Source organism: Lederbergia graminis, assembly GCF_042655485.1.
GTDB lineage: Bacteria > Bacillota > Bacilli > Bacillales > Bacillaceae_C > Lederbergia > Lederbergia graminis.
Genome location: NZ_JBHSMC010000014.1, coordinates 368,059 through 387,741 on the forward strand (window position 1 = coordinate 368,059; position 19,683 = coordinate 387,741).

Here is a 19,683-nt window from a genome sequence, read left to right on the forward strand (position 1 = left end):
TGGGCATGTGTTTAGTGATTATTTAGTTAATCGAAGGTTGCTTAATGGATAAATGACGAATTTACTAATTCCAATGATTCTGTCTTCCGAAATATATCCAAGTGAATTACCAAATAAGTCCGAGCGACTATCAACACTTCGGAGGCGATTATCTCCCATGACGAAGAAATGATTGTCTGGTACTTTAAGTGGTCCAAAATCAGAAGTTAATTTACGTCCATTATCATGAGCTCTTTTTTTGTTTTCACTTAAATAGGGCTCGTCTATAAATTCCCCATTAATAAATAATTTGTCATCTTTCATCTCAATTAATTCTCCAGGCATACCGATAACTCGTTTTACATAGTTTTTATCATTAACTGTATCATTAATTATCACGATATCTCCTCGGTTTACTTCACCAATCCAAGTGATTGTTCGCGTTACGATGATTCGTTCACGATCATGAAGTGTAGGCTCCATGGATGCACCATCTACTGTCACTGGTGAAAAGAGAAAAGTGCGGATAATTAGTGCTAAAAGAAAAGCGAGAATTAATGATTTTAACCAATTAATCTCTTTTTCTCGCAAAAAACTAACTTTCATTATTTAACCCCCACTTATGATTTGTCTTGATAGACTATCGCAATTCGTTTCTTTTTGATAAAATTCGAGTAATATATATGCGAACATCTTAATGTTTATTATATATATTCTATGTTTTTTTGAGAATGCCTGCACGGATGTTGATTTTATATTTACGAATATTGTAGAATTTTTTCATGATGAAAGGAGCTGAGGGTAAGTGTGGCAAGAGTTTAAGAAGTTTGCTATTAAAGGTAATGTGTTAGATTTGGCTGTAGCAGTGGTGATTGGAACAGCTTTTGGTAAAATAGTATCATCACTTGTAGATAATATTATTATGCCACTCGTAGGGGTTCTTCTTGGTGGTAGAAGTTTTGAGAAGCTCTCATATAGTATTAATGATGCAGTTATTCAGTATGGAGTATTTATTCAGAGTATTGTTGATTTCTTTATTATTGCCTTTTCTATCTTTTTGTTTATTCGAGTTATTGATAGGTTGAAGCATAAGAAAGTTGAAGAGGTAGTGGAGGAAAAAGTGGTTGTTGCCCCTGAAGTGGAGTTACTAACAGAAATAAGAGATTTATTGAAAAAACAATCATGAAACTAAAAAATCCAGAGCAGAAAATAGCTCTGGATTTTTTAAATTTGCTAATGTATTATCCTTCTATTCTTTCTGCTTCAATTTCGATGGTTATTTTAATGTCATCTCCGACTAATACGCCGCCTGTTTCTAGGGCTGCATTCCATGTTAATCCGTAATCGCTGCGTTTAATTTTACCTTCTGCACTGAATCCGGCTTTTTCTGCACCACTCATAGGGTCTTTTGCTAAACCTTCAAATGTAACATTGAATGTTTCTTGCTTTGTAACTCCATGTAGGGAAACATCTCCAGTTACTTTATATTCATCTTCATCCGTTTTTTCGATTTTAGTAGTCGTAAATGTGAGGTTTGGGTATTGCTCTACATCAAAGAAATCTGCTGAACGCAAGTGGTTGTCTCGATCATTGTTACGTGTATTGATACTTGCTACATCAATTGTAAATTGAATGCTTGCAGTTGTTAAATCAGTTGGAGTTGCTTCTATTTCTGCAGTAAATTGATCAAATGTACCTTTTACTTTTGAAACCATCATATGCTTTACAGAGAAACCAACTTCGCTATGAGCGCCATCAACTTTCCATTTAGATAATCCCATTCTTATTACCTCCAATTAATTATTGTCTTACAAAAAGTAAGTTGCTGTGTTTATTATAGTTTAGGATATCTCGAATGTAAAGTATTATTTTGGATGTGAAATGCCACAATAATTAAATAGAATGTTAAGACGTAAAGTTTTTCTAAAGATTTTGACATTCTAATCTGAAAAATGAATAATGATGCTAAGAAGATAGTTGTAGTAAAAGGAGTGATTTTTGTATGCGAATGGTTGATATTATTGAGAAGAAAAGAGATGGACAGCAGCTGACAAAGGAGGAAATTCGTTTTGTCGTAGATGGATATACGAATGATACGTTACCAGATTATCAAATGTCGGCTTTTTTAATGGCGGTTTACTTTCAGGGAATGACAGCAGAAGAAACAGCAGAATTGACTCTGGCAATGCTCGATTCTGGAGACCAAATCGATTTAGCAAATATCCACGGTATTAAAGTAGATAAACATTCAACTGGTGGTGTAGGTGATACGACTACACTTGTATTAGCACCTCTAGTTGCAGCAGTAGGAGTACCAGTAGCTAAAATGTCAGGTCGTGGACTTGGTCATACAGGTGGAACGCTAGATAAATTAGAATCTGTACCTGGATTTCATGTGGAAATTACAGAAGAGCAATTTATAGAACTCGTTAATCGTAACCAAGTTGCGGTAATTGGCCAATCGGGAAATTTAACACCTGCAGATAAAAAGATGTACAGTTTAAGAGATGTAACCGCAACTGTAAATTCGATACCACTTATTGCTAGCTCCATTATGAGCAAAAAAATGGCTTCCGGTGCGGATGCAATCGTACTTGATGTAAAAGTTGGTGCAGGAGCATTTATGAAGAATATAGATGATGCTCGTAAGTTGGCAGATGCAATGGTGGAAATTGGTAATCAAGTAGGCCGAAATACATTAGCTGTTATATCAGATATGAACCAACCACTTGGCTTTGCGATTGGGAATGCATTAGAAGTGAAAGAGGCGATTGCAACATTACAAGGAAATGGGCCAGATGATTTACAAGAACTTTGCCTTGTTTTAGGAAGTAAAATGGTATTACTTGCTGAAAAAGCAAAAACAGAGGAAGAAGCACGGACGATGCTACTACAGACAATGAAGGATGGGACCGCCTTAAGTAAATTTAAAGAATTCTTAGCTGCTCAAGGTGGAGATGCGTCTGTGATAGATGATATGACGAAGTTACCAACAGCAAAATATCAAATACCAGTTCCGGCACCAAGCAACGGATATGTATCAGAGATAATTGCGGATGAAGTAGGTACAGCGGCAATGCTCCTAGGTGCAGGTCGTGCAACAAAGGAATCTACCATCGATTTAAGTGTAGGCGTTGTATTACATAAAAAGGTGGGAGATGCTGTAAATAAAGATGAACCAATCGCAACCATCCATAGCAATGCAGAAAATGTAGAAGAAGTTACAAAGCGCATTATCGATGCTTATACTTTTACAGATCAACAGCCTGAGAAAAAACCGATCATCTATCAGTAAATTGAAATTTTGCATAAAAACGGTTTCATGGTATTATAAATGAAAATGATTATCATTTTCGGAGGTAACCATGATTACAACAAATAGAGTGGCAGAATTAATACGTGAAAGAACAACAGTAAAATCGGGGTATATTGATAAGGAAGTGAGTCAAGAACTGGTCCTTTCCTTGTTAAAGGATGCTGTGTGGGCTCCAACACATGGAATACGGGAACCATGGCGTTTTATCTTTATTGCAAATGATCGTAAAGAACCATTTATAGAAGCTATTTTACAATGCCATGAGAAAAGTAGGCATGACATTGTTAGAGCTAAATTCGTCGATGTACCAGCATTTCTGGTTATCATTATGAATGAAGATCCGCGCCAAAAAGTATGGGAAGAGGATTTAGCTGCTACGAGCTGTATGCTACAAAATCTGCAATTACTCGCGTGGGAAATAGGGCTAGGGATGGCGTGGAAAACACCTAATCATATATATGATCCGAAATTCCGCAACGCTTTAGGTGTAGTCCCTGGGGAGAAAATTGTCGGGGTTTTAAATATCGGCTATTTTGATAAGGAAATCGTAGAAAAGAAAGTTCGAAAACGGACAGACCCAGAAGAAAAATTAATTGCATTTTAGAACATGTTTTATTTTAGAATAAATCGGGTAGTTCACTTATAACACTCTTATTAAGGGATGTGAAAAAAGTGGACAACCGTGAAGAAATTGAAAAAGTAGAAAAGAAGTCCGATTCAAGTAAAGTGGCATCTACATTTATTAAATATGCCGCATATTTAATTATCTTTTTCGCCATCATGTGGTTCATCATTAGCTATATAATGCCGATGATTAACGGATAAAAAACAACTTCCATTACTGGGAGTTGTTTTTTTCGTTGACGAGTTATCATCATTTGTATTATAGTTTATAGGGTAAACTATTGATGGGGTGAACTAATATGGACAAACAACAAATACAGTACATATTTGATCGATATATAAGTATATTTCTTTATGGTTCGAGAAACATTTCTGCCTTAATGTCAGATCAATTAATGGAGGAGTTATCACTGGAGCAGTTTTCTCTCGTTCGTATCTTATACCAAAATCGTTCGATGAGAGCTTCAGAGCTTGCGGAACAACTTTTGGTCCACAAAAGTGCGATAACAGCAAAAGTCGAGAAACTGGTGAAAAAGGGACTCGTTGAGCGGGTGAGGGATGAAGATGATCGTAGAAACGTGTATCTACATCTATCACCTACTGGGAAGGAACTATACGAATCTCTTGCAACGAAAATTGATGAATTTATGGAAGATATTTTAAAAGAGATACCAAAAGATGAAATGGAAAGTTTTCTAAATGTATATGAGAAAATAGCAGATTACATTGAAAACTATGAGGGGGATAGAAAATGAAGTTTATTTTAAAATACAGATGGGCGTTTTTAGCTGTATGGATCATAGCAGCAGTGCTTTTATTAATAAATTCACCTAATATGGCGGATTTAATTCGGGAAAAGGGGCAGCTTTCGGTCGCAGACGGATATCCATCTGTTATTGCATCCGATATTATCGAGGAGCATTCCACTCAAGAAAAAGGAACACAATCCTTTATTGTTGTTTTTCATGATAAAGAGAAATTTTCGGAAGGCCAAGAGCTTAATATCAAAGCAACAGTGGAGCATTTAGAAGACAATAAGGATCAATTAGGGATTAGTGGAATTACGACACATTTCCAAGATGAAGCATTACGGGACCAGCTCGTTTCAAAAGAAGGTAACACAATTATTGCATTACTCAATGTGAATATGACCGATAAAACAATTGGAGAAGTACGGGAAACATTGGATAAGGCAATTGAGACACAACAAGTTGATACGTATATGACGGGAGATGGCTTAATCTCTGAAGATGTAATTGTAAGTTCTGAAAAAGGATTAAAGAAAACAGAAATAATTACCGTTATATTTATCATGGTTGTATTAGTTCTTGTATTTCGTTCTTTTGTTGCTCCATTTATTCCATTATTGACAGTTGGAGTAACATACTTAGTCAGCCAGGCAATTGTTGCGTTCCTAGTAGATGGTGTGAATTTCCCAGTATCTACTTTCACGCAAACATTCCTAGTCGCCGTTTTATTTGGAATTGGGACGGATTATTGTATTTTATTATTAAGCCGCTATAAAGAGGAATTAACAGATGGGAAAGATATTCCAGAGGCTATTATTGCAACATATAGAAGTGCAGGAAAGACCGTAATATTTAGTGCGATTGCAGTTATGATAGGATTTGCTTCTATCGGATTTGCATCTTTTAAACTGTATCAATCTGCAGTTGGCGTTGCCGTAGGAGTATTTGTTCTTATTCTTGCGTTATTTACGATTGTACCTTTATTCATGGCTACGTTGAAAAGAGGCTTATTCTGGCCAGTGAAAAAGAATATTTCTCATTCAGAGAGTAAGCTATGGGGTTGGATGGGAAATTTAGCAATTACAAGACCACTAATTGCACTTGGAATTGTAGCCATTTTTACTGTACCTTTACTTGTAAGTTATGATGGCGAGCTTTCCTTCAACTCATTAGATGAGATTGGGGAAGAATATGATTCTGTAAAAGGATTTAATATTGTTGCAGATAGTTTTGGCCCAGGTGAAATTATGCCAATCCAAGTAGTCTTGGAAAATGATGATTCCATGAAGACAAAAGAGTATTTAGCATTAATTGAATCAATTGGTAACGAATTAGATAAAATTGAACATGTAGATAAAATTCGTAGTTTAACAAGACCTACTGGGGATAAGTTAGATGAAATATATGTGAATAACTTGGCGAACGAGCTTGGTAAAGGAATAAGTGAAGGAACGGACGGTATTTCACAAATTAAAGCAGGTCTCCAAGAAGCAGCAACATCATTGCAGGAATCAAAACCAGAAATGGAAGAAGCGACATCTGGTATCGAGGAGCTTTATTCAGGGACAATCGAAATCCAATCTGGAATCGGAGAGTTACAAACAGCATTAAGTACGATTAAAACTGGAATTGAAAGTAGTGCAACAGGAACTGCTGAGTTGAAAAAAGGTGCTGCTACTGCGAGTAAATCTGCAGAAGAATTAAAAACTGGGACTGAGCAACTCCTAGAAGGTTATAAAGGAGCCCAACTGGGGTTAACACAATTGATCGAGGAATATAAAAAGGTTCCAACGACACTTGAAGGAGCATTAGGACAGTTGCAGTCATTGGAAGAACCAATGACAAAGTTAGTTCAAAACCATCCAGAAATAGCTACTGATCCAAATTTTGTTGAAATTCAAGAAATAATAAAGAGCGCGTCTGAAAAAGTTGGAATTGCATACGGAACAGTGGATGCATTAAATAAAGAATTGGAAAAAGTAAATGCTGGATTAGAAAAAGCAAATGAAAATTTGGCTAAAATCGTTAGTGGTTTAGAAGAATTTTCGAAAGGCTTGGATAATATTGTTTCAGGTCTTTCTGAATTAGAATCTGGGTTAAACCAGGCTGCTTCAGGTCAAGGACAGGTCGTAGAACAAATTCCTGCAATTAAAACAGGTCTAGGTGAAATTGCAAAAGGTCAAGAACAATTGCAAACCGGCTTTGGAGATATGGAAAATCAGCTAGAGCTACTAAGTACTGGACTTGAACAAAGCAGCGAAGGGCTTGGACAAATTGAAGAAGGATTTGGAGAAGCAGAGACGTATTTAACAGATTTAGCTAATAATACGAATTTACAACAGTCTGCCGTTTATATTCCAGATGAGCTTATGACAAATGAAGATTTCCAGCAAGCTTTTGATGTGTATCTATCAGAGGATGGAAAAATGACTACGATAGATATCGTATTGGATGAGAATCCATACTCACGCACCGCAATGGACACGATTAATAAAATAGAAGAAACCATTCAAGATGCTACAATTGATACGAAGTTAGAACAAGCTAATATTGGTATTGGCGGAGTTACTAGTATGAACAGAGATTTAGAAGCGATGTCAAACTCTGACTATACGAAAACAGTAACATTTATGATGATTGGTATCGTGTTAATATTGATTATTTTATTACGCTCACTCGTAATGCCAGTGTATATTATTGCTTCTTTACTATTAACCTATTATTCTTCGATTGCTTTAACAGAAGTAATCTTTGTAAATATATTAGGTTATCCTGGTATTAACTGGGCAACACCATTCTTTGGCTTTGTTATTTTGATTGCGCTCGGTGTAGATTATTCAATCTTCTTAATGGATCGTTTCTCAGAATATAAAGAGTTAGATGTTAAAACAGGTATCATGCTAGCAATGAAAAATATGGGTACGGTAATCATGAGTGCTGCCGTCATTTTAGCAGGTACATTTGCAGCGATGTTACCATCCGGAGTATTATCGATGTTGCAAATTGCTACATTAGTGCTTAGTGGTTTGTTATTTTATGCATTAATCATTCTCCCATTGTTTGTTCCCGTATTAATTAAAGTGCTAGGAAAGGCTAATTGGTGGCCGTTCTTAGGAAAAAGATAAAAGTGAAGGGGCGATCTCATCAGGTTCGCCCCTTTATTTATGCATGTTACAATCCAATTTTCATACAGCAGTTTTTGTATTTCTTCCCACTACCACATGCACATTGGTCATTTCTAGCAGGATGTTGCCCTTTATACATATAGCTCAAGCCTTGGGTAAATAAGTTTTTACGAATCTTTTCGGCAAGAGGAAGCATGCGCTCATGTGCATATTCATAAACTTGCTGGAAGCTATCACAGAAATAATCTGGATCTGATTGCTGTAAATCATCACTCCAGCGCCTATTACGCGGACAACCACCGTGACATAGCTTTATCCATTTACATGTTTGACACTTTTCTGGTAGATTTGGCTTCATTTGCATGAATGTATCATAGAGTGGATGTTTTAAAATATCGGTAAGTGCATCTTCACCAACATTACCAATTTTCCAATCTGGGTGAATATAGAAGTCGCAAGGGAATGCATCTCCATTTTGTTCTAAAACAAGAGTTTTTGCACACGACTTTTTATGCGTGCATAGCTCTGCTTCACGATTGACATATATACTCAGCATATTATCAAAAAAACGGATCGACATTTTGGGATTCCCGTCATTATACCAGTAATCAAAAGCCTCACAGAGGAAATCTCCATATTGTTTAGGTGTTATTTCGTATACACCAGGCTGATCAATTCGCTGCGAATGAAAGTCCATGCAAGGGATGAACTGGACGAAATCAAAGTTTTCTTGTTCATAAAACTCGAATAAATCTTTGACTCGATGAACATTATCTTTATGAATGACCGTAAGGATGTTAAACTCCACTCGATTGTTTCGTAAGTGCTGTATACCTTTCATTACTTGGTCAAAACTACCTTTTCCGTGAGAATATACTCGACGAAGATTATGTATTTCTCTAGGGCCGTCCAAACTTACGCCAATTAAAAAGTTGTATTTTTTAAAGAACGCAGCAAAACGATCATTAATCAATGTTCCATTTGTTTGCAAACCATTACTAATTATCGTATTTGCGGGTGCATTTTTTGCTTGGAGAGCAACTACGTTTTCAAAAAAGTTTAGGCCTGCAAGCAATGGTTCGCCACCTTGCCAAGCAAATGAAACTACTCCTCTAGTAATAGCCATATATTCTTTTATAAATTTCTCTAATACGTTAACATCTATTTTTTTAATCTGTTTCCCTGGTTTTCCACCACATGTGCTGTAATAACAATAATCACAAGCTAAATTACAATCCTCAGAAACTGTTTTCCACATCACACTAATATTACTATTTGGGTTGATCATACAACCGGCTTCCATCGTATCGCTTCCTTATCACAATATTAATATCATTGTAAGGGGTTATAAGAATGAAGTTTGTGATAAACGTCACTATTTGTGAAAAATGTTTGAATAGTACGAAGAGGAAGTGACTGGGAAACGTTGGATTCCAATGACTTTTATAGATTCATATACTATGATATTTATATAGCATGTTATAAAGGAGGATAGGGTGATGAAAACTACTTTATCCGTTACTCAACAAAAATCTACTATTTTTTCAGATGTGAAATTGCTATTTAAAGGTCCCGTATTAATATTTAATGTTTTCCCTGTCATTACGGGGTTTTGGTTAGCACTATATTTTAATGAAGTATCTTTCGTAGAAAATATAGATTTATTTTTATTAACAACTGTAGGAAGTTTATTAGTAATCGCAGGAGCACTTGTTTTTAATAACTGGTATGACGTCGATATTGATACAGTAATGGATAGGACAAAAAGTCGGCCAACTGTTACTGGGAATATTTCATTAAAAACCGTTTTAACGTTATCTATCGTGTTAACTATTATTGGATTTATTATGTTATTATTCACGACAATGGAAGCAACGATTTATGCCTTTATAGGTTGGTTCACATATGTTGTACCATATACCATCTGGTCGAAACGGAGATATACGTTCAATACAATTATTGGTAGTGTTTCCGGCGCAGTAACACCAATGATTGGTTGGGCAGCTATTGAATCTTCCTTTCAGCTAGTGCCAATTGTGTTGTTTATTCTATTATTTATTTGGCAAATGCCTCATACGTATGTGATTGCGATACGAAAATTTGAAGAATACAAAGCGGCGAAAGTAGCAATGCTACCAGTGGTCCGTGGCATCGATGTCGCTAAGCGTCATACTTTCGCCTATATACTTTGCTTACTGCCAATTCCGTTCTTGCTTCTAAATGAATTAGGAGTTGTATTTGTTGTCATTGCGACATTGTTAACAGTTATGTGGATAATTCTCAGCGTTTATGGATTTTTTATGAAAGATGAACGAAGATGGGCTGATTGGAATTTCATTTACTCTGTTAACTATTTATTTGTTCTCTTTTTAATGATGATTATTGTGACATTGCCAATATTCTAGTTGCTTGGAAAAGCTATTCTCTTTTAGGAGGATAGCTTTTTTTGTTTTTACATATCGTTTTGTGACGTGGCTCACATTCGTGAGAATCTTTATCAATTAAGATGAGGATGATTACGAATAGGGAGGTTGATTTTTTTATGGCAGATTCAAAAGTTGACCGTGTTAAGGATGTTAAAGCAGATGAGAGCTCCACTACAGTGAAGGGAACGATTTTTTCCGTAGGAGTTGTTGGGGCAGTTATATTCATTACTTATCTTATTATTTATGGCCTATATATGGCGAGAGTATAGGGGGGATCTAAGTGAAGATGCATCGTGCAGAAGAGATATGGTTAATCCTGAGCTTCGGTATGATTATCGGGTTCATGTTATTAACAGGTTATCAAACGTTTGTGGAAGGAATGGGACCACCGAGTCATAAAGAAACGATTGATCCACAAAAAGTGGATGAGACGGCACCATTTGATAATCCTGGCATTACACAAATTGGTGAAAATGAATACGAAGTTGTGATGACATTAGAGGTATTTAATTTTAATCCAGGTAATATCGAGGTACCTGCAGGCTCCACTGTTCATTTTACATTGACGTCAAAGGATGTTGTTCATGGCTTTCAGATAGCAGAAACAAATGTAAATGCGATGGTGATGCCAGGGTATATTCAGAAAATTACGCAAAAGTTTGATAAGCCAGGTGAATATTTAGTGTTATGTAATGAGTACTGTGGTGCTGGTCACCAAATGATGAGTACAACGATAACAGTCAAATAAAGGAGGGGAGTAAAGTTGGAAACAGCAATGAAACAAACTTTTACACAGAAGGCGAATAAAGCATTGGGGATTAATCCAGAGGACGCAAGATTATCGAAATCATACTTATTTGTAGCATTTGCAGCCCTGCTAGTTGGGGGGATTTTAGGACTTCTTCAAGGTTTGAACCGCGCAGGACTTCTGGAATTACCAACATGGCTTAATTATTATCAAGTACTTACGGCGCACGGATTATTATTAGTGTTAGTCTTAACAGCATTCTTTACGATCGGGTATTTCTATGCGGGTCTTTCTCATACGTTAGGTGGTTTGCTTCCGAAAGTAAGAAAGATGGCTTGGATTGGCTTTAGTATGAAACTCGTAGGATTTGTATTGGCAGTCATTCCAATTATTACGAATGAAGCAAGTGTGTTATACACATTTTATCCACCAATGGCTGCATCCCCGATATATTATGTAGGTCTTGTATTTATTGTTTTAGGGGTGTGGATGTGTGCATTTGGTGCATTTATTAACGTAGCAAATTGGCGTAAAAATCACCGTGGTCAACACCTACCTATTCTTGCATTCTTTGCAACAGGTGTATTTGTCCTATTATTCTTTGGAAGTGTACCAGTTGCCATTGAAGTGTTAACGATTATTCCTTGGGCTTCCGGTTGGGTAGAAACCATCAATGTAATGGTAGCACGTACTCTGTTCTGGGCATTTGGCCATACGCTCGTAAATATTTGGTACTTAACCGCAGTATCAGCTTGGTATGTCATTGTACCGAAGATTATCGGTGGTAGACGTTGGAACGATACGTTAACACGTTTTGTTGTCATCGCATTAGTAATTATGAATATACCTGGTGGATTCCATCATCAGATTATTGATCCGGGTATTTCAGAATCTGTAAAATTTGTGCACGTGTTTATGAGTTTAGCAATCGGATTCCCATCGTTAATGACAGCTTGGGCAATGTTTGCCGTGTTTGAACGTACGGGTAGAAAAAAAGGTGGAAAAGGATTGCTTGGTTGGATCAAAAAATTGCCTTGGGGGGATGTCCGTTTCTTAGCTCCAATGGTAGCAATGATCGCGTTTATTCCTGCAGGTGCGGGTGGGATTGTGCAAAGTACAAACCAATTAAATCAAGTTGTTCATAATACTTTGTGGGTTGTAGGGCATTTCCATTTAACTGTTGGAACGTCGGTTATGCTTACATTCTTCGGGATTAGTTATTGGTTAGTTCCATATGTTTCTAAGCGTGTGTTGACTCCGAAAATAAATAAACTAGGTGTTATTCAAACGTTTGTTTGGACGGCAGGGATGTTTCTAATGGCTGGTGCTATGCACTATGTCGGGTTATTCGGTGCTCCTCGAAGAACTTCATATACTACTTATGGTGACCATGCTACTGCATTAGGCTGGGATCCATACTTACTGTTATTAGCAGTTGGTGGAACATTATTAATCATCGGTGTCCTTCTTCAAGTGTACGCGGTTGTACATCTAATGTTCTTTGCTCCAAAAGGAGAAACAGAATTTCCAATTGCCGAAGAAGAAGAAAACGCACCAAAAACACCATACTGGACAGAACGCTGGAGCCGTACTATTTTACTCATGCTTCTCGTCGTCGCAATGGGCTACGTCATCCCAATGGTCGACTTCATCGTCAACGCACCACCAGGATCACCGCCGTTCAAGACGTGGTGATAAGAAAAGCGGAAGGCGCCCGCTTATCGGCGACAAGCAAATGTTCTGAGGCAAAGAAAGGCGCTCTTTGCCTTTCATTGCCTCAGGTTATTTGACCTCGAGCCGATGGCGCCTGGAGCTGGACAGGGTAAAGCGGAAGCGACTGCTCAGCGACGTACAAATTTAAAGATTTCTGACGAGATAAAGGAGGCCTACAGGATGGAGGTCACGTCGACGTTGGCACAGGACGTGCCGATCTTAGTCGACGTACCTTTGAAAACCTTTGAACGATGTTGACTTATCGTAGGAAGAAATCGTAAATTTGCTAGTCGCTAGGAGCTGTAGCTAGACAAAGAAAAGCGGAAGGCGTCCGGTGACAAAAGAGTGCCTGGCACCCAAGCAATTTGGACACAATTCTGAATTGTATCGGAGTTGTTTGGGTGCCAGGCACCGACACAAAGGAAGTGTGTATATGTTGAGGGTTAGGGCAAATGCTGTTGCGGTGATTGTTGTTTCTTTATTTGGGTTTTGTCTGTTTTTTATTGGGACGGATGGGTTTCAGGCTTTTACAGCTGAAACGGCAAGATTAAATCAACTAAAGGAAAAGAAGCCGATATTTCCAGATGTAACACTGGAGGATAGTAAGGGTGCAACATATAGTTTTTCGGAATTCAACGATAAGTATGTGCTCATAACGTTTATTTACACTTCCTGTGCTACCGTTTGTATTGATATGGAGATGAATATGGCGGAAGTTTATCGACAGATTCCAGATACGTATTTAGGGAAGGACATCCATTTTTTAAGTATTAGTTTTGATCCGGAAAGAGATATCCCGACAGTACTGGATAAGTATAAAGACTATTTTGGTAGTGATGGAGATAAATGGAGAATGGCTAGAATACCAAATCAAGATCAATTAGACCAACTTCTCTCTACATTTGGTGTCATTGTCATTCCGGATGATTATGGGAATTTTGCACACAATGCGGCTTTTTATTTAGTAGATAGGAGCGGGAGATTAGTCGATGTCCTAGATTATACAAAAACAGATGAGGCTGCAAAAGAGATTCTTCGCATTTTAGAAGAAGAAGGGTAGAGGTGATGAATGAGACAGTTTATGTATGGTTTGCTATTATATATATTTTTAATCATTCCTCCTGTAGCTAATTTGTTAGAATCGATCATGATTATTCATATGCACATGCAAATGCCATTACTCGTCATTGCTGGTTTCTTAATGGCCCGTTACGTTCAACATCGATTTCCACGCATTTTTGAAAAATGGAATCATAACGGTATTCCAGGCATTCTTCTATTCATGATTATCATGGTGTATTGGATGATTCCACGTACGATGGACGAGGCATTAACAACTACAAGTGTTGAAGTTTTTAAATTTATAAGTTTGCCATTTTTGGCAGGGATGCCGCTGCGAGATAGTTGGAAAAAGCTAACGATAAAAGGAAAAAATGTCATCTTTATTATCTTTACAATTTTGTTCATAGGGATGGGATGGTTGTACATTTATTCTCCTGTGCAGTTATGTAATAACTATTTATTAATTGAACAAATAACGTTAGGTTGGGGTTTTCTGACGATGGCAATTTGTTTACTGCTGTATTTGATCTTTCTAGCGTTTCAAGATGGATCAAAGATTGAATAATTTGTCACAGCTTTAAGTGCAACAAAGACTTATAATAAAAATTGTGATGTATATCACAGTGAAAATTTATTAATCGCTTTACGATTTAAATATATCATTTATGAGGAGGAAACAATGATGAAAAAATGGATGTTAGCACTAATGCTTGTGGTAGCTTCAATGTTCCTATTGGCAGCGTGTGGTGGCGATGATGAGGAAGAAGCTGTTGGAAACGGTGAAGTAAAAGAATTTACAATAGATGCAACAAACTTTGAGTTTGATTTAAAAGAAATTAAAGTTAACAAAGGTGACACAGTTAAGGTAACATTAAAGAACTCTGAAGGTAACCATGCAGTTAAGTTTGAAGGATACAACAAAGAAGTAAGAGGCGACAAAACAATCTCCTTCGTTGCAAATAAAACAGGTGAATTTGAATATGTTTGTTCTATTTTCTGTGGTATAGGACATGATGACATGGTTGGTACACTAATCGTAGAATAATCAATAAAAAACAACATCCCATACTTTTGATGGGATGTTGTTTATTTTTGTTCCAATACTTCGTGGAATGCTTCTAAGTCGGTTATTACCATTTGATTTCGATCCATTTCTAAAATACCGCTCTTAATCAATTGGTTGAACAAACGATTGATTGTTTCTCGTGTTGTACCAACAGAATTAGCAAACTCTTGATTTGTCATTGGTAAATGGATGGTAACTTTGTTCTCCTCATGCTGACCATGCTTTTCCGCAAGTTTTAGTAAAAAGGAGAGTGCGCGATGTTTGACATCTTTCCCTGATAGAACTTGGAGTCTCTCTTGAAGATCGCCAATAATTCTACCCATCACACGCATTACTTTGATTGCAATCGTTGGATTATTCACCATTAATTGATCAAATAAATGAATGGGAATTGCTAAAAGCTGTGTGTCCACTAGTGTTTCAGCGGTAGCTGGATAAGGGTTTTCATTGAAAAAACCTGTATGTGGAAACATATCACCAGTTTTTAAAAAAGAGACAATTTGTTCGTGACCATTCTCGTCGGTTTTATATGTTTTTATCAATCCATCTTGGATAAAATAGACGGACTCTTTTTCACTACCTTCTGAAAAGACAGTTGATTTTTTTGCGAGAAAACGAGGAATTGTAATTTCCTCTAAACGCTTTATTTCTTGTGTATTTAAATCCTTAAATAAAGGAACTTGTTGTAGTAAAGATGCTACGGTTTTTTTAGACAAGTGGATTTCCCTCCTTCGTCTTTGCAATCTCATTATATCGTAACTTTCCATTTGTTTCATTCCTCAATCATATCCTGGTTGCTTGCGCCAGGAGGGACAATTGGATATACATTTGCCTCTTCCACTACCTCAAATTCCATAATGACAGGTCCTTTTGTCATTATTCCTTCATGGATTATCGCATACGCTTCATCCAATGTTCGTGCAGAAAAGCCTGTTGCTCCAAAGGTTGTAGCCATTGCTGCAAAATCAGGTGAGGAGATATGAACTGCAGAATATCTTTGATTTAAAAATAATTGTTGCCATTGGCGCACCATACCGAGATAACCATTTTTCAAAATTACTACTTTTACATTTAGACCATAATCAACAGCAGTCATGATTTCTTGCATATTCATTTGGAAACTACCGTCGCCACTAATACAAACAATTTGTCGTTCGGGAAAAGCAACAGCTGCTCCAATTGCAGCTGGAAAACCGTACCCCATCGTTCCTAGCCCACCTGAGGTTAAAAATGTTCGCGGTGTGTGAAGCTGATAATGATGAGCTGTCCAAATTTGGTGCTGTCCAACATCGGTTGAAATGATTGTTTGCTCGTCAGTTGCTTTATCTATTGCTCTAATTACTTCTTGGGGAGTTAAACGTCCATCTTGTACTGGCTTGAATGCAGGTGCATGCTTCGCCCAATTGTTTATTTTTTCATGCCAGGAAGTATGTGGCTTCGGTTTTATATATTTTAGTATTTGCGTTAGAGCATCTTCCACAGAACTACATACTGGTATATCCACACGAATATTTTTATTTAGTTCAGCATTATCGATATCAATATGAATTTTAAACGAATTAGGAGAAAAAGACTTTTTATTTCCTGTTACTCGATCACTAAATCGCATTCCTAAGGAGATTAGGACATCAGCTCCATGGACCGCACGATTTGCTGCAACGGTACCATGCATTCCAAGCATCCCCAAATGTAGTGGATGTTCAGCTGGAAAAGCATCAAGTCCCATCAGAGTTGAAGTGACAGGGATATCACAACGAATGGCAAGCTCATGCACTAGAGTTGGACCATCTCCTGCGATACATCCTCCACCGATTATTAGTACAGGACGCTCTGCATTATTTATTTTTTCAGCAATGATATGTATCTCTTTTTCTTTTATTTTTGGGACGATAAAAGAACGAATTTCTTTGTCTTTTTTATCGTGTTCCGTAACATGGTTTGTCATGACATCCTTTGGCAAGTCGATTAATACAGGGCCAGGTCTACCAGATGTAGCGATTTGAAAAGCCTGATGGATCACACTAGGAAGATCTCGGATATCCGTAACCATGAAATTATGCTTCGTAACTGTCATGGTCATGGCAAAAATATCTACTTCCTGAAAACTGTCTAAACCAAGTAAATTAGTAGGCACTTGTCCAGTGAGCACAATCAGTGGAACAGAATCGACATGAGCAGTAGCAATTCCTGTCACTGCATTCGTGGCACCTGGTCCACTTGTAACTAAAGCTATACCAGGTTTTCCGGTTGCACGTGCATACCCATCTGCAGCATGAACAGCAGCTTGTTCATGGCGAACGAGAATATGCTTTATGCTTTGGCAATCAAATAATGCATCATATACTGGTAACACTGCTCCTCCTGGATAACCAAATATAGTGTCGACCCCATGTTCCTCTAGTAATTTAATAAGTAATTGTGCACCATACATTACGAACATCTCCTCTGTCTATGGAAAGAAAATTCAGTTTTTTTGCTAATATGTCATTCACCTTAACAGAAAGTTCTGCTAGTATTTGTGACTTGCATCACATTTTAAAAAGGAAGAGAGCTAATTTTGAGATTGGACTTAGTGGAACTGCTTGTAAACAGGAGTGAATGGACAGTAAATTAAAGATGGCTTGTAAATGGAGAGTAATGGCTAGTAAAAGAAGTGCGATGGCTAGTAAACAGACACGGATGGCCAGAAAATCACCGATGATGGCTAGTAAACATGATGCGACGGCTTGTAATCTGTATAGAACAGCCAGTAAATGAAGGACGGCTCGTAAAAGAAGAATGATGGCTAGTAAATAGGCAAGTATGGCCAGTAAATCACCGATGACAGCTAGTAACCAAGATGCGACGGCTTGTAATCTGTATAGAACGGCCAGTAAATGAAGGACGGCTAGTAAAAGAGGAATGATGGCTAGTAAACAGACACAGATGGCCAGTAAATCAAAGTTAACGGCTAGTAAACAAACCCAAATGGCTAGTGAATCACCGATAACGGCAAGTAATCTCCTAGTAACCTACTATCTACCACTAGTAAACCTCCAAAATGCTTTCAAAGTCCTTCTTCTAAAAGTAAAAAACGATAGCCGCCATAGAGCTACCGTTTTTTCATGCACTTTAATGATTACCACAAGCTCCGCCGCAGCCACAGCCGCCTTTTTTTATTTCTTTTCTGCTTGGAAGACGATTCAGCTCAATGGTCTTAGTGAAGTATTGGTTAATGATGCTGTGAACATCGCTGAATTCACGTTGGGCATTTAAGAATTCTCTTATTACAGGGTTATCATACAGTTCCAGTTCTATCTGTTCGTAAGCAGCGATTTCGGATGGTGATAAGCCCTCACGTTGTTCCTTTTCTTGTAATGATCGTTGCATGTCTGCAAATTCTTCATATTGCTTAACAGCTTCCTCATTTTCAGTAAATTTTTCTATCTTACTTCGTAATTCAATATAGGCATCTTGATTTAAAATGGCGGAACAAAGCTCTTCCATTTTTTCGGAAACAAAATCTGTATCCATTTTAACAATCATACATGCACCTCCTCAAAATTTTTATGTAGATGGAAAAATAACCTTCATCATTAATCTACAATGTTCTTGTCAACATATCTGTGACAACACTCACATATTGGAAGGTATTTTTATCTCGTTAACTAAACATGTGACATTCATCACAAACCTCAAATGCTATTTTTATTAGAATGAGTTTAACGCTTATGCGATATGTTGGGAGGATTATGAATGTCATTCAGGAGAGAAAGAGATTATAACGAAAATCCATTTATTGTGATATGGGAAGTAACTCGGGCATGTGCACTGAAATGTTTGCATTGTCGGGCAGAGGCACAGTACAAGGCAGATCCAAGACAGCTTTCATTTGAAGAAGGAAAAAAGCTAATTGATGATATTGCAAAAATGGATAATCCACTTTTCGTATTTACCGGTGGCGACCCGTTAATGAGACCGGATTTATATGATTTAGCAAAGTATGCGATTGAAGAGAAAAAGTTATCGGTTTCGATGACACCAAGTGCAACGCCAAGGGTGACGAAGAAGGCAATTGAAAAGGCGAAGGATGTTGGTTTATCTCGTTGGGCATTTAGCTTAGATGGATCATGTGCAGAGATACATGATCATTTCCGTGGAACAAGAGGGTCTTACGATATGACGATGAGAGGTATCGAATATCTGAAGGAGCTTCATATTCCCATCCAAGTGAATACTACTGTTTCGAATTATAATCTCACAGATTTACCAAAGATTGCAGAGAAGGTAAAAGAGATGGGAGCGGTATTGTGGAGCTTATTCTTCCTCGTTCCAACAGGCAGAGGAATGGCGAAGGATATCATTACACCAGAACAGCATGAGGAAGTTATGAAATGGCTATATCAAATTCAACAAACAATGCCATATGGGGTAAAGACGACAGAGGCTCCACATTATCGAAGAGTATTTTTACAAGAAAAAGCAAGAATTGGGACATCTACCTCAGGAATCGAAACAAAACGTGAAGATTTATTAGGTCGTGCACCTAGAAGTGTGAATGATGGAGATGGATTTGTCTTCATTAGTCATATTGGTGAAGTGTACCCAAGTGGATTTCTTCCAGTCGTATGTGGCAATGTACGCGAACAATCACTAATTGATATTTATCGTAACTCACCTATTATGAAGCAATTACGTGATAAATCCCTATTAAAAGGAAAGTGCGGAGTTTGCGAATTTAAGGAGATATGTGGTGGGTCAAGAGCACGTGCATATGCAGTAACAGGTGACTATTTAGAAAGTGAACCATATTGTCCTTATATCCCAAAAGCATGGGAGAAAACGAGGAAAGTGCAGTTGCAAAATAACTAGTAGCTTCATGAAAGGATACACCAA

Annotated in this window: 21 protein-coding genes; 15 read left to right on the plus strand and 6 right to left on the minus strand. The window is 37.4% G+C overall.

Annotation, left to right across the window (positions count from 1 at the left end):
• Positions 1-18 precede the first annotated feature (18 nt).
• On the minus strand, positions 19-585 hold the full coding sequence (lepB, locus tag ACFPM4_RS11910; protein WP_382351815.1) for a signal peptidase I: 567 nt from the start codon (positions 583-585) through the stop codon (positions 19-21).
• Positions 586-784: 199 nt separating this feature from the next.
• Here lepB and mscL point away from each other — a divergent pair, with 199 nt between their 5' ends.
• A complete protein-coding gene (gene mscL / locus ACFPM4_RS11915; protein ID WP_382351818.1) occupies positions 785-1,165 on the plus strand; it encodes a large conductance mechanosensitive channel protein MscL in 381 nt (126 codons plus the stop codon).
• A gap of 55 nt (positions 1,166-1,220) precedes the next feature.
• Here the strand turns inward: mscL and ACFPM4_RS11920 are convergent, their stop codons facing one another.
• Positions 1,221-1,760, minus strand: a complete 540-nt coding sequence (locus tag ACFPM4_RS11920) for a YceI family protein (RefSeq protein WP_382351821.1) — start codon at positions 1,758-1,760, stop codon at positions 1,221-1,223.
• A gap of 221 nt (positions 1,761-1,981) precedes the next feature.
• Between ACFPM4_RS11920 and ACFPM4_RS11925 the strand changes: the two genes are divergently transcribed.
• From ACFPM4_RS11925 to ACFPM4_RS11945, 5 genes are all read left to right on the plus strand, one after another.
• Positions 1,982-3,274, plus strand: coding sequence for a pyrimidine-nucleoside phosphorylase (locus tag ACFPM4_RS11925; RefSeq protein WP_382351824.1), 1,293 nt, complete (start codon positions 1,982-1,984; stop codon positions 3,272-3,274).
• Between the two features lie 70 nt (positions 3,275-3,344).
• A complete protein-coding gene (locus tag ACFPM4_RS11930; RefSeq protein ID WP_382351827.1) occupies positions 3,345-3,899 on the plus strand; it encodes a nitroreductase family protein in 555 nt (184 codons plus the stop codon).
• Between the two features lie 68 nt (positions 3,900-3,967).
• Positions 3,968-4,120: a hypothetical protein gene (locus ACFPM4_RS11935; RefSeq protein WP_186324586.1), complete on the plus strand. Its 153-nt coding sequence runs from the start codon at positions 3,968-3,970 to the stop codon at positions 4,118-4,120.
• Between the two features lie 98 nt (positions 4,121-4,218).
• Positions 4,219-4,674, plus strand: a complete 456-nt coding sequence (locus tag ACFPM4_RS11940) for a MarR family winged helix-turn-helix transcriptional regulator (protein WP_382351831.1) — start codon at positions 4,219-4,221, stop codon at positions 4,672-4,674.
• Positions 4,671-7,793, plus strand: coding sequence for an MMPL family transporter (locus tag ACFPM4_RS11945; RefSeq protein ID WP_382351834.1), 3,123 nt, complete (start codon positions 4,671-4,673; stop codon positions 7,791-7,793). The genes ACFPM4_RS11940 and ACFPM4_RS11945 overlap by 4 nt, the downstream gene beginning before the upstream one ends.
• 46 nt (positions 7,794-7,839) lie before the next feature.
• On the opposite strand, the gene ACFPM4_RS11950 is transcribed toward ACFPM4_RS11945, so the two are convergent.
• Positions 7,840-9,096 carry an anaerobic sulfatase maturase gene (locus ACFPM4_RS11950; RefSeq protein WP_382351837.1) on the minus strand — a complete coding sequence of 419 codons (1,257 nt, stop codon included), beginning with the start codon at positions 9,094-9,096 and terminating at the stop codon, positions 7,840-7,842.
• 196 nt (positions 9,097-9,292) lie between these two features.
• Here ACFPM4_RS11950 and cyoE point away from each other — a divergent pair, with 196 nt between their 5' ends.
• The 7 genes from cyoE (at position 9,293) to ACFPM4_RS11985 (ending at position 14,787) form a co-directional block, all read left to right on the plus strand.
• Positions 9,293-10,198, plus strand: a complete 906-nt coding sequence (gene cyoE, locus ACFPM4_RS11955; RefSeq protein WP_382351840.1) for a heme o synthase — start codon at positions 9,293-9,295, stop codon at positions 10,196-10,198.
• A gap of 137 nt (positions 10,199-10,335) precedes the next feature.
• Positions 10,336-10,488: a cytochrome c oxidase subunit 2A gene (locus tag ACFPM4_RS11960; protein WP_144919430.1), complete on the plus strand. Its 153-nt coding sequence runs from the start codon at positions 10,336-10,338 to the stop codon at positions 10,486-10,488.
• A 17-nt stretch (positions 10,489-10,505) separates the two neighbouring features.
• The gene (locus tag ACFPM4_RS11965) at positions 10,506-10,967 is read left to right on the plus strand and encodes a cytochrome c oxidase subunit II (protein ID WP_144919632.1); all 462 of its coding nucleotides are present in this window, start codon (positions 10,506-10,508) and stop codon (positions 10,965-10,967) included.
• 27 nt (positions 10,968-10,994) lie between these two features.
• Entirely contained in the window at positions 10,995-12,662 is a 1,668-nt protein-coding gene (locus tag ACFPM4_RS11970) for a cbb3-type cytochrome c oxidase subunit I (RefSeq protein WP_382352092.1), read from the plus strand.
• Positions 12,663-13,113: 451 nt separating this feature from the next.
• A complete protein-coding gene (locus ACFPM4_RS11975; RefSeq protein ID WP_382351843.1) occupies positions 13,114-13,740 on the plus strand; it encodes an SCO family protein in 627 nt (208 codons plus the stop codon).
• Positions 13,741-13,749: 9 nt separating this feature from the next.
• On the plus strand, positions 13,750-14,307 hold the full coding sequence (locus ACFPM4_RS11980) for a hypothetical protein (protein WP_382351846.1): 558 nt from the start codon (positions 13,750-13,752) through the stop codon (positions 14,305-14,307).
• Positions 14,308-14,424: 117 nt separating this feature from the next.
• Entirely contained in the window at positions 14,425-14,787 is a 363-nt protein-coding gene (locus ACFPM4_RS11985; protein ID WP_382351849.1) for a cupredoxin domain-containing protein, read from the plus strand.
• A gap of 41 nt (positions 14,788-14,828) precedes the next feature.
• On the opposite strand, the gene ACFPM4_RS11990 is transcribed toward ACFPM4_RS11985, so the two are convergent.
• Together ACFPM4_RS11990 and ilvB are read right to left on the minus strand one after the other, a co-directional pair.
• A complete protein-coding gene (locus ACFPM4_RS11990) occupies positions 14,829-15,524 on the minus strand; it encodes a Crp/Fnr family transcriptional regulator (protein ID WP_382351852.1) in 696 nt (231 codons plus the stop codon).
• 56 nt (positions 15,525-15,580) lie between these two features.
• Positions 15,581-17,239, minus strand: a complete 1,659-nt coding sequence (gene ilvB / locus ACFPM4_RS11995) for a biosynthetic-type acetolactate synthase large subunit (protein WP_382351855.1) — start codon at positions 17,237-17,239, stop codon at positions 15,581-15,583.
• Positions 17,240-17,406: 167 nt separating this feature from the next.
• On the opposite strand from ilvB, the gene ACFPM4_RS12000 reads away from it, so the two are divergent.
• A complete protein-coding gene (locus tag ACFPM4_RS12000; RefSeq protein WP_382351858.1) occupies positions 17,407-17,565 on the plus strand; it encodes a hypothetical protein in 159 nt (52 codons plus the stop codon).
• Positions 17,566-17,919: 354 nt separating this feature from the next.
• Here the strand turns inward: ACFPM4_RS12000 and ACFPM4_RS12005 are convergent, their stop codons facing one another.
• Complete coding sequence (locus tag ACFPM4_RS12005) at positions 17,920-18,333, minus strand: YlbF family regulator (protein ID WP_382351861.1); 414 nt, start codon at positions 18,331-18,333, stop codon at positions 17,920-17,922.
• A gap of 210 nt (positions 18,334-18,543) precedes the next feature.
• Here ACFPM4_RS12005 and ACFPM4_RS12010 point away from each other — a divergent pair, with 210 nt between their 5' ends.
• A complete protein-coding gene (locus ACFPM4_RS12010; RefSeq protein WP_382351864.1) occupies positions 18,544-19,659 on the plus strand; it encodes a TIGR04053 family radical SAM/SPASM domain-containing protein in 1,116 nt (371 codons plus the stop codon).
• Positions 19,660-19,683: the final 24 nt, after the last annotated feature.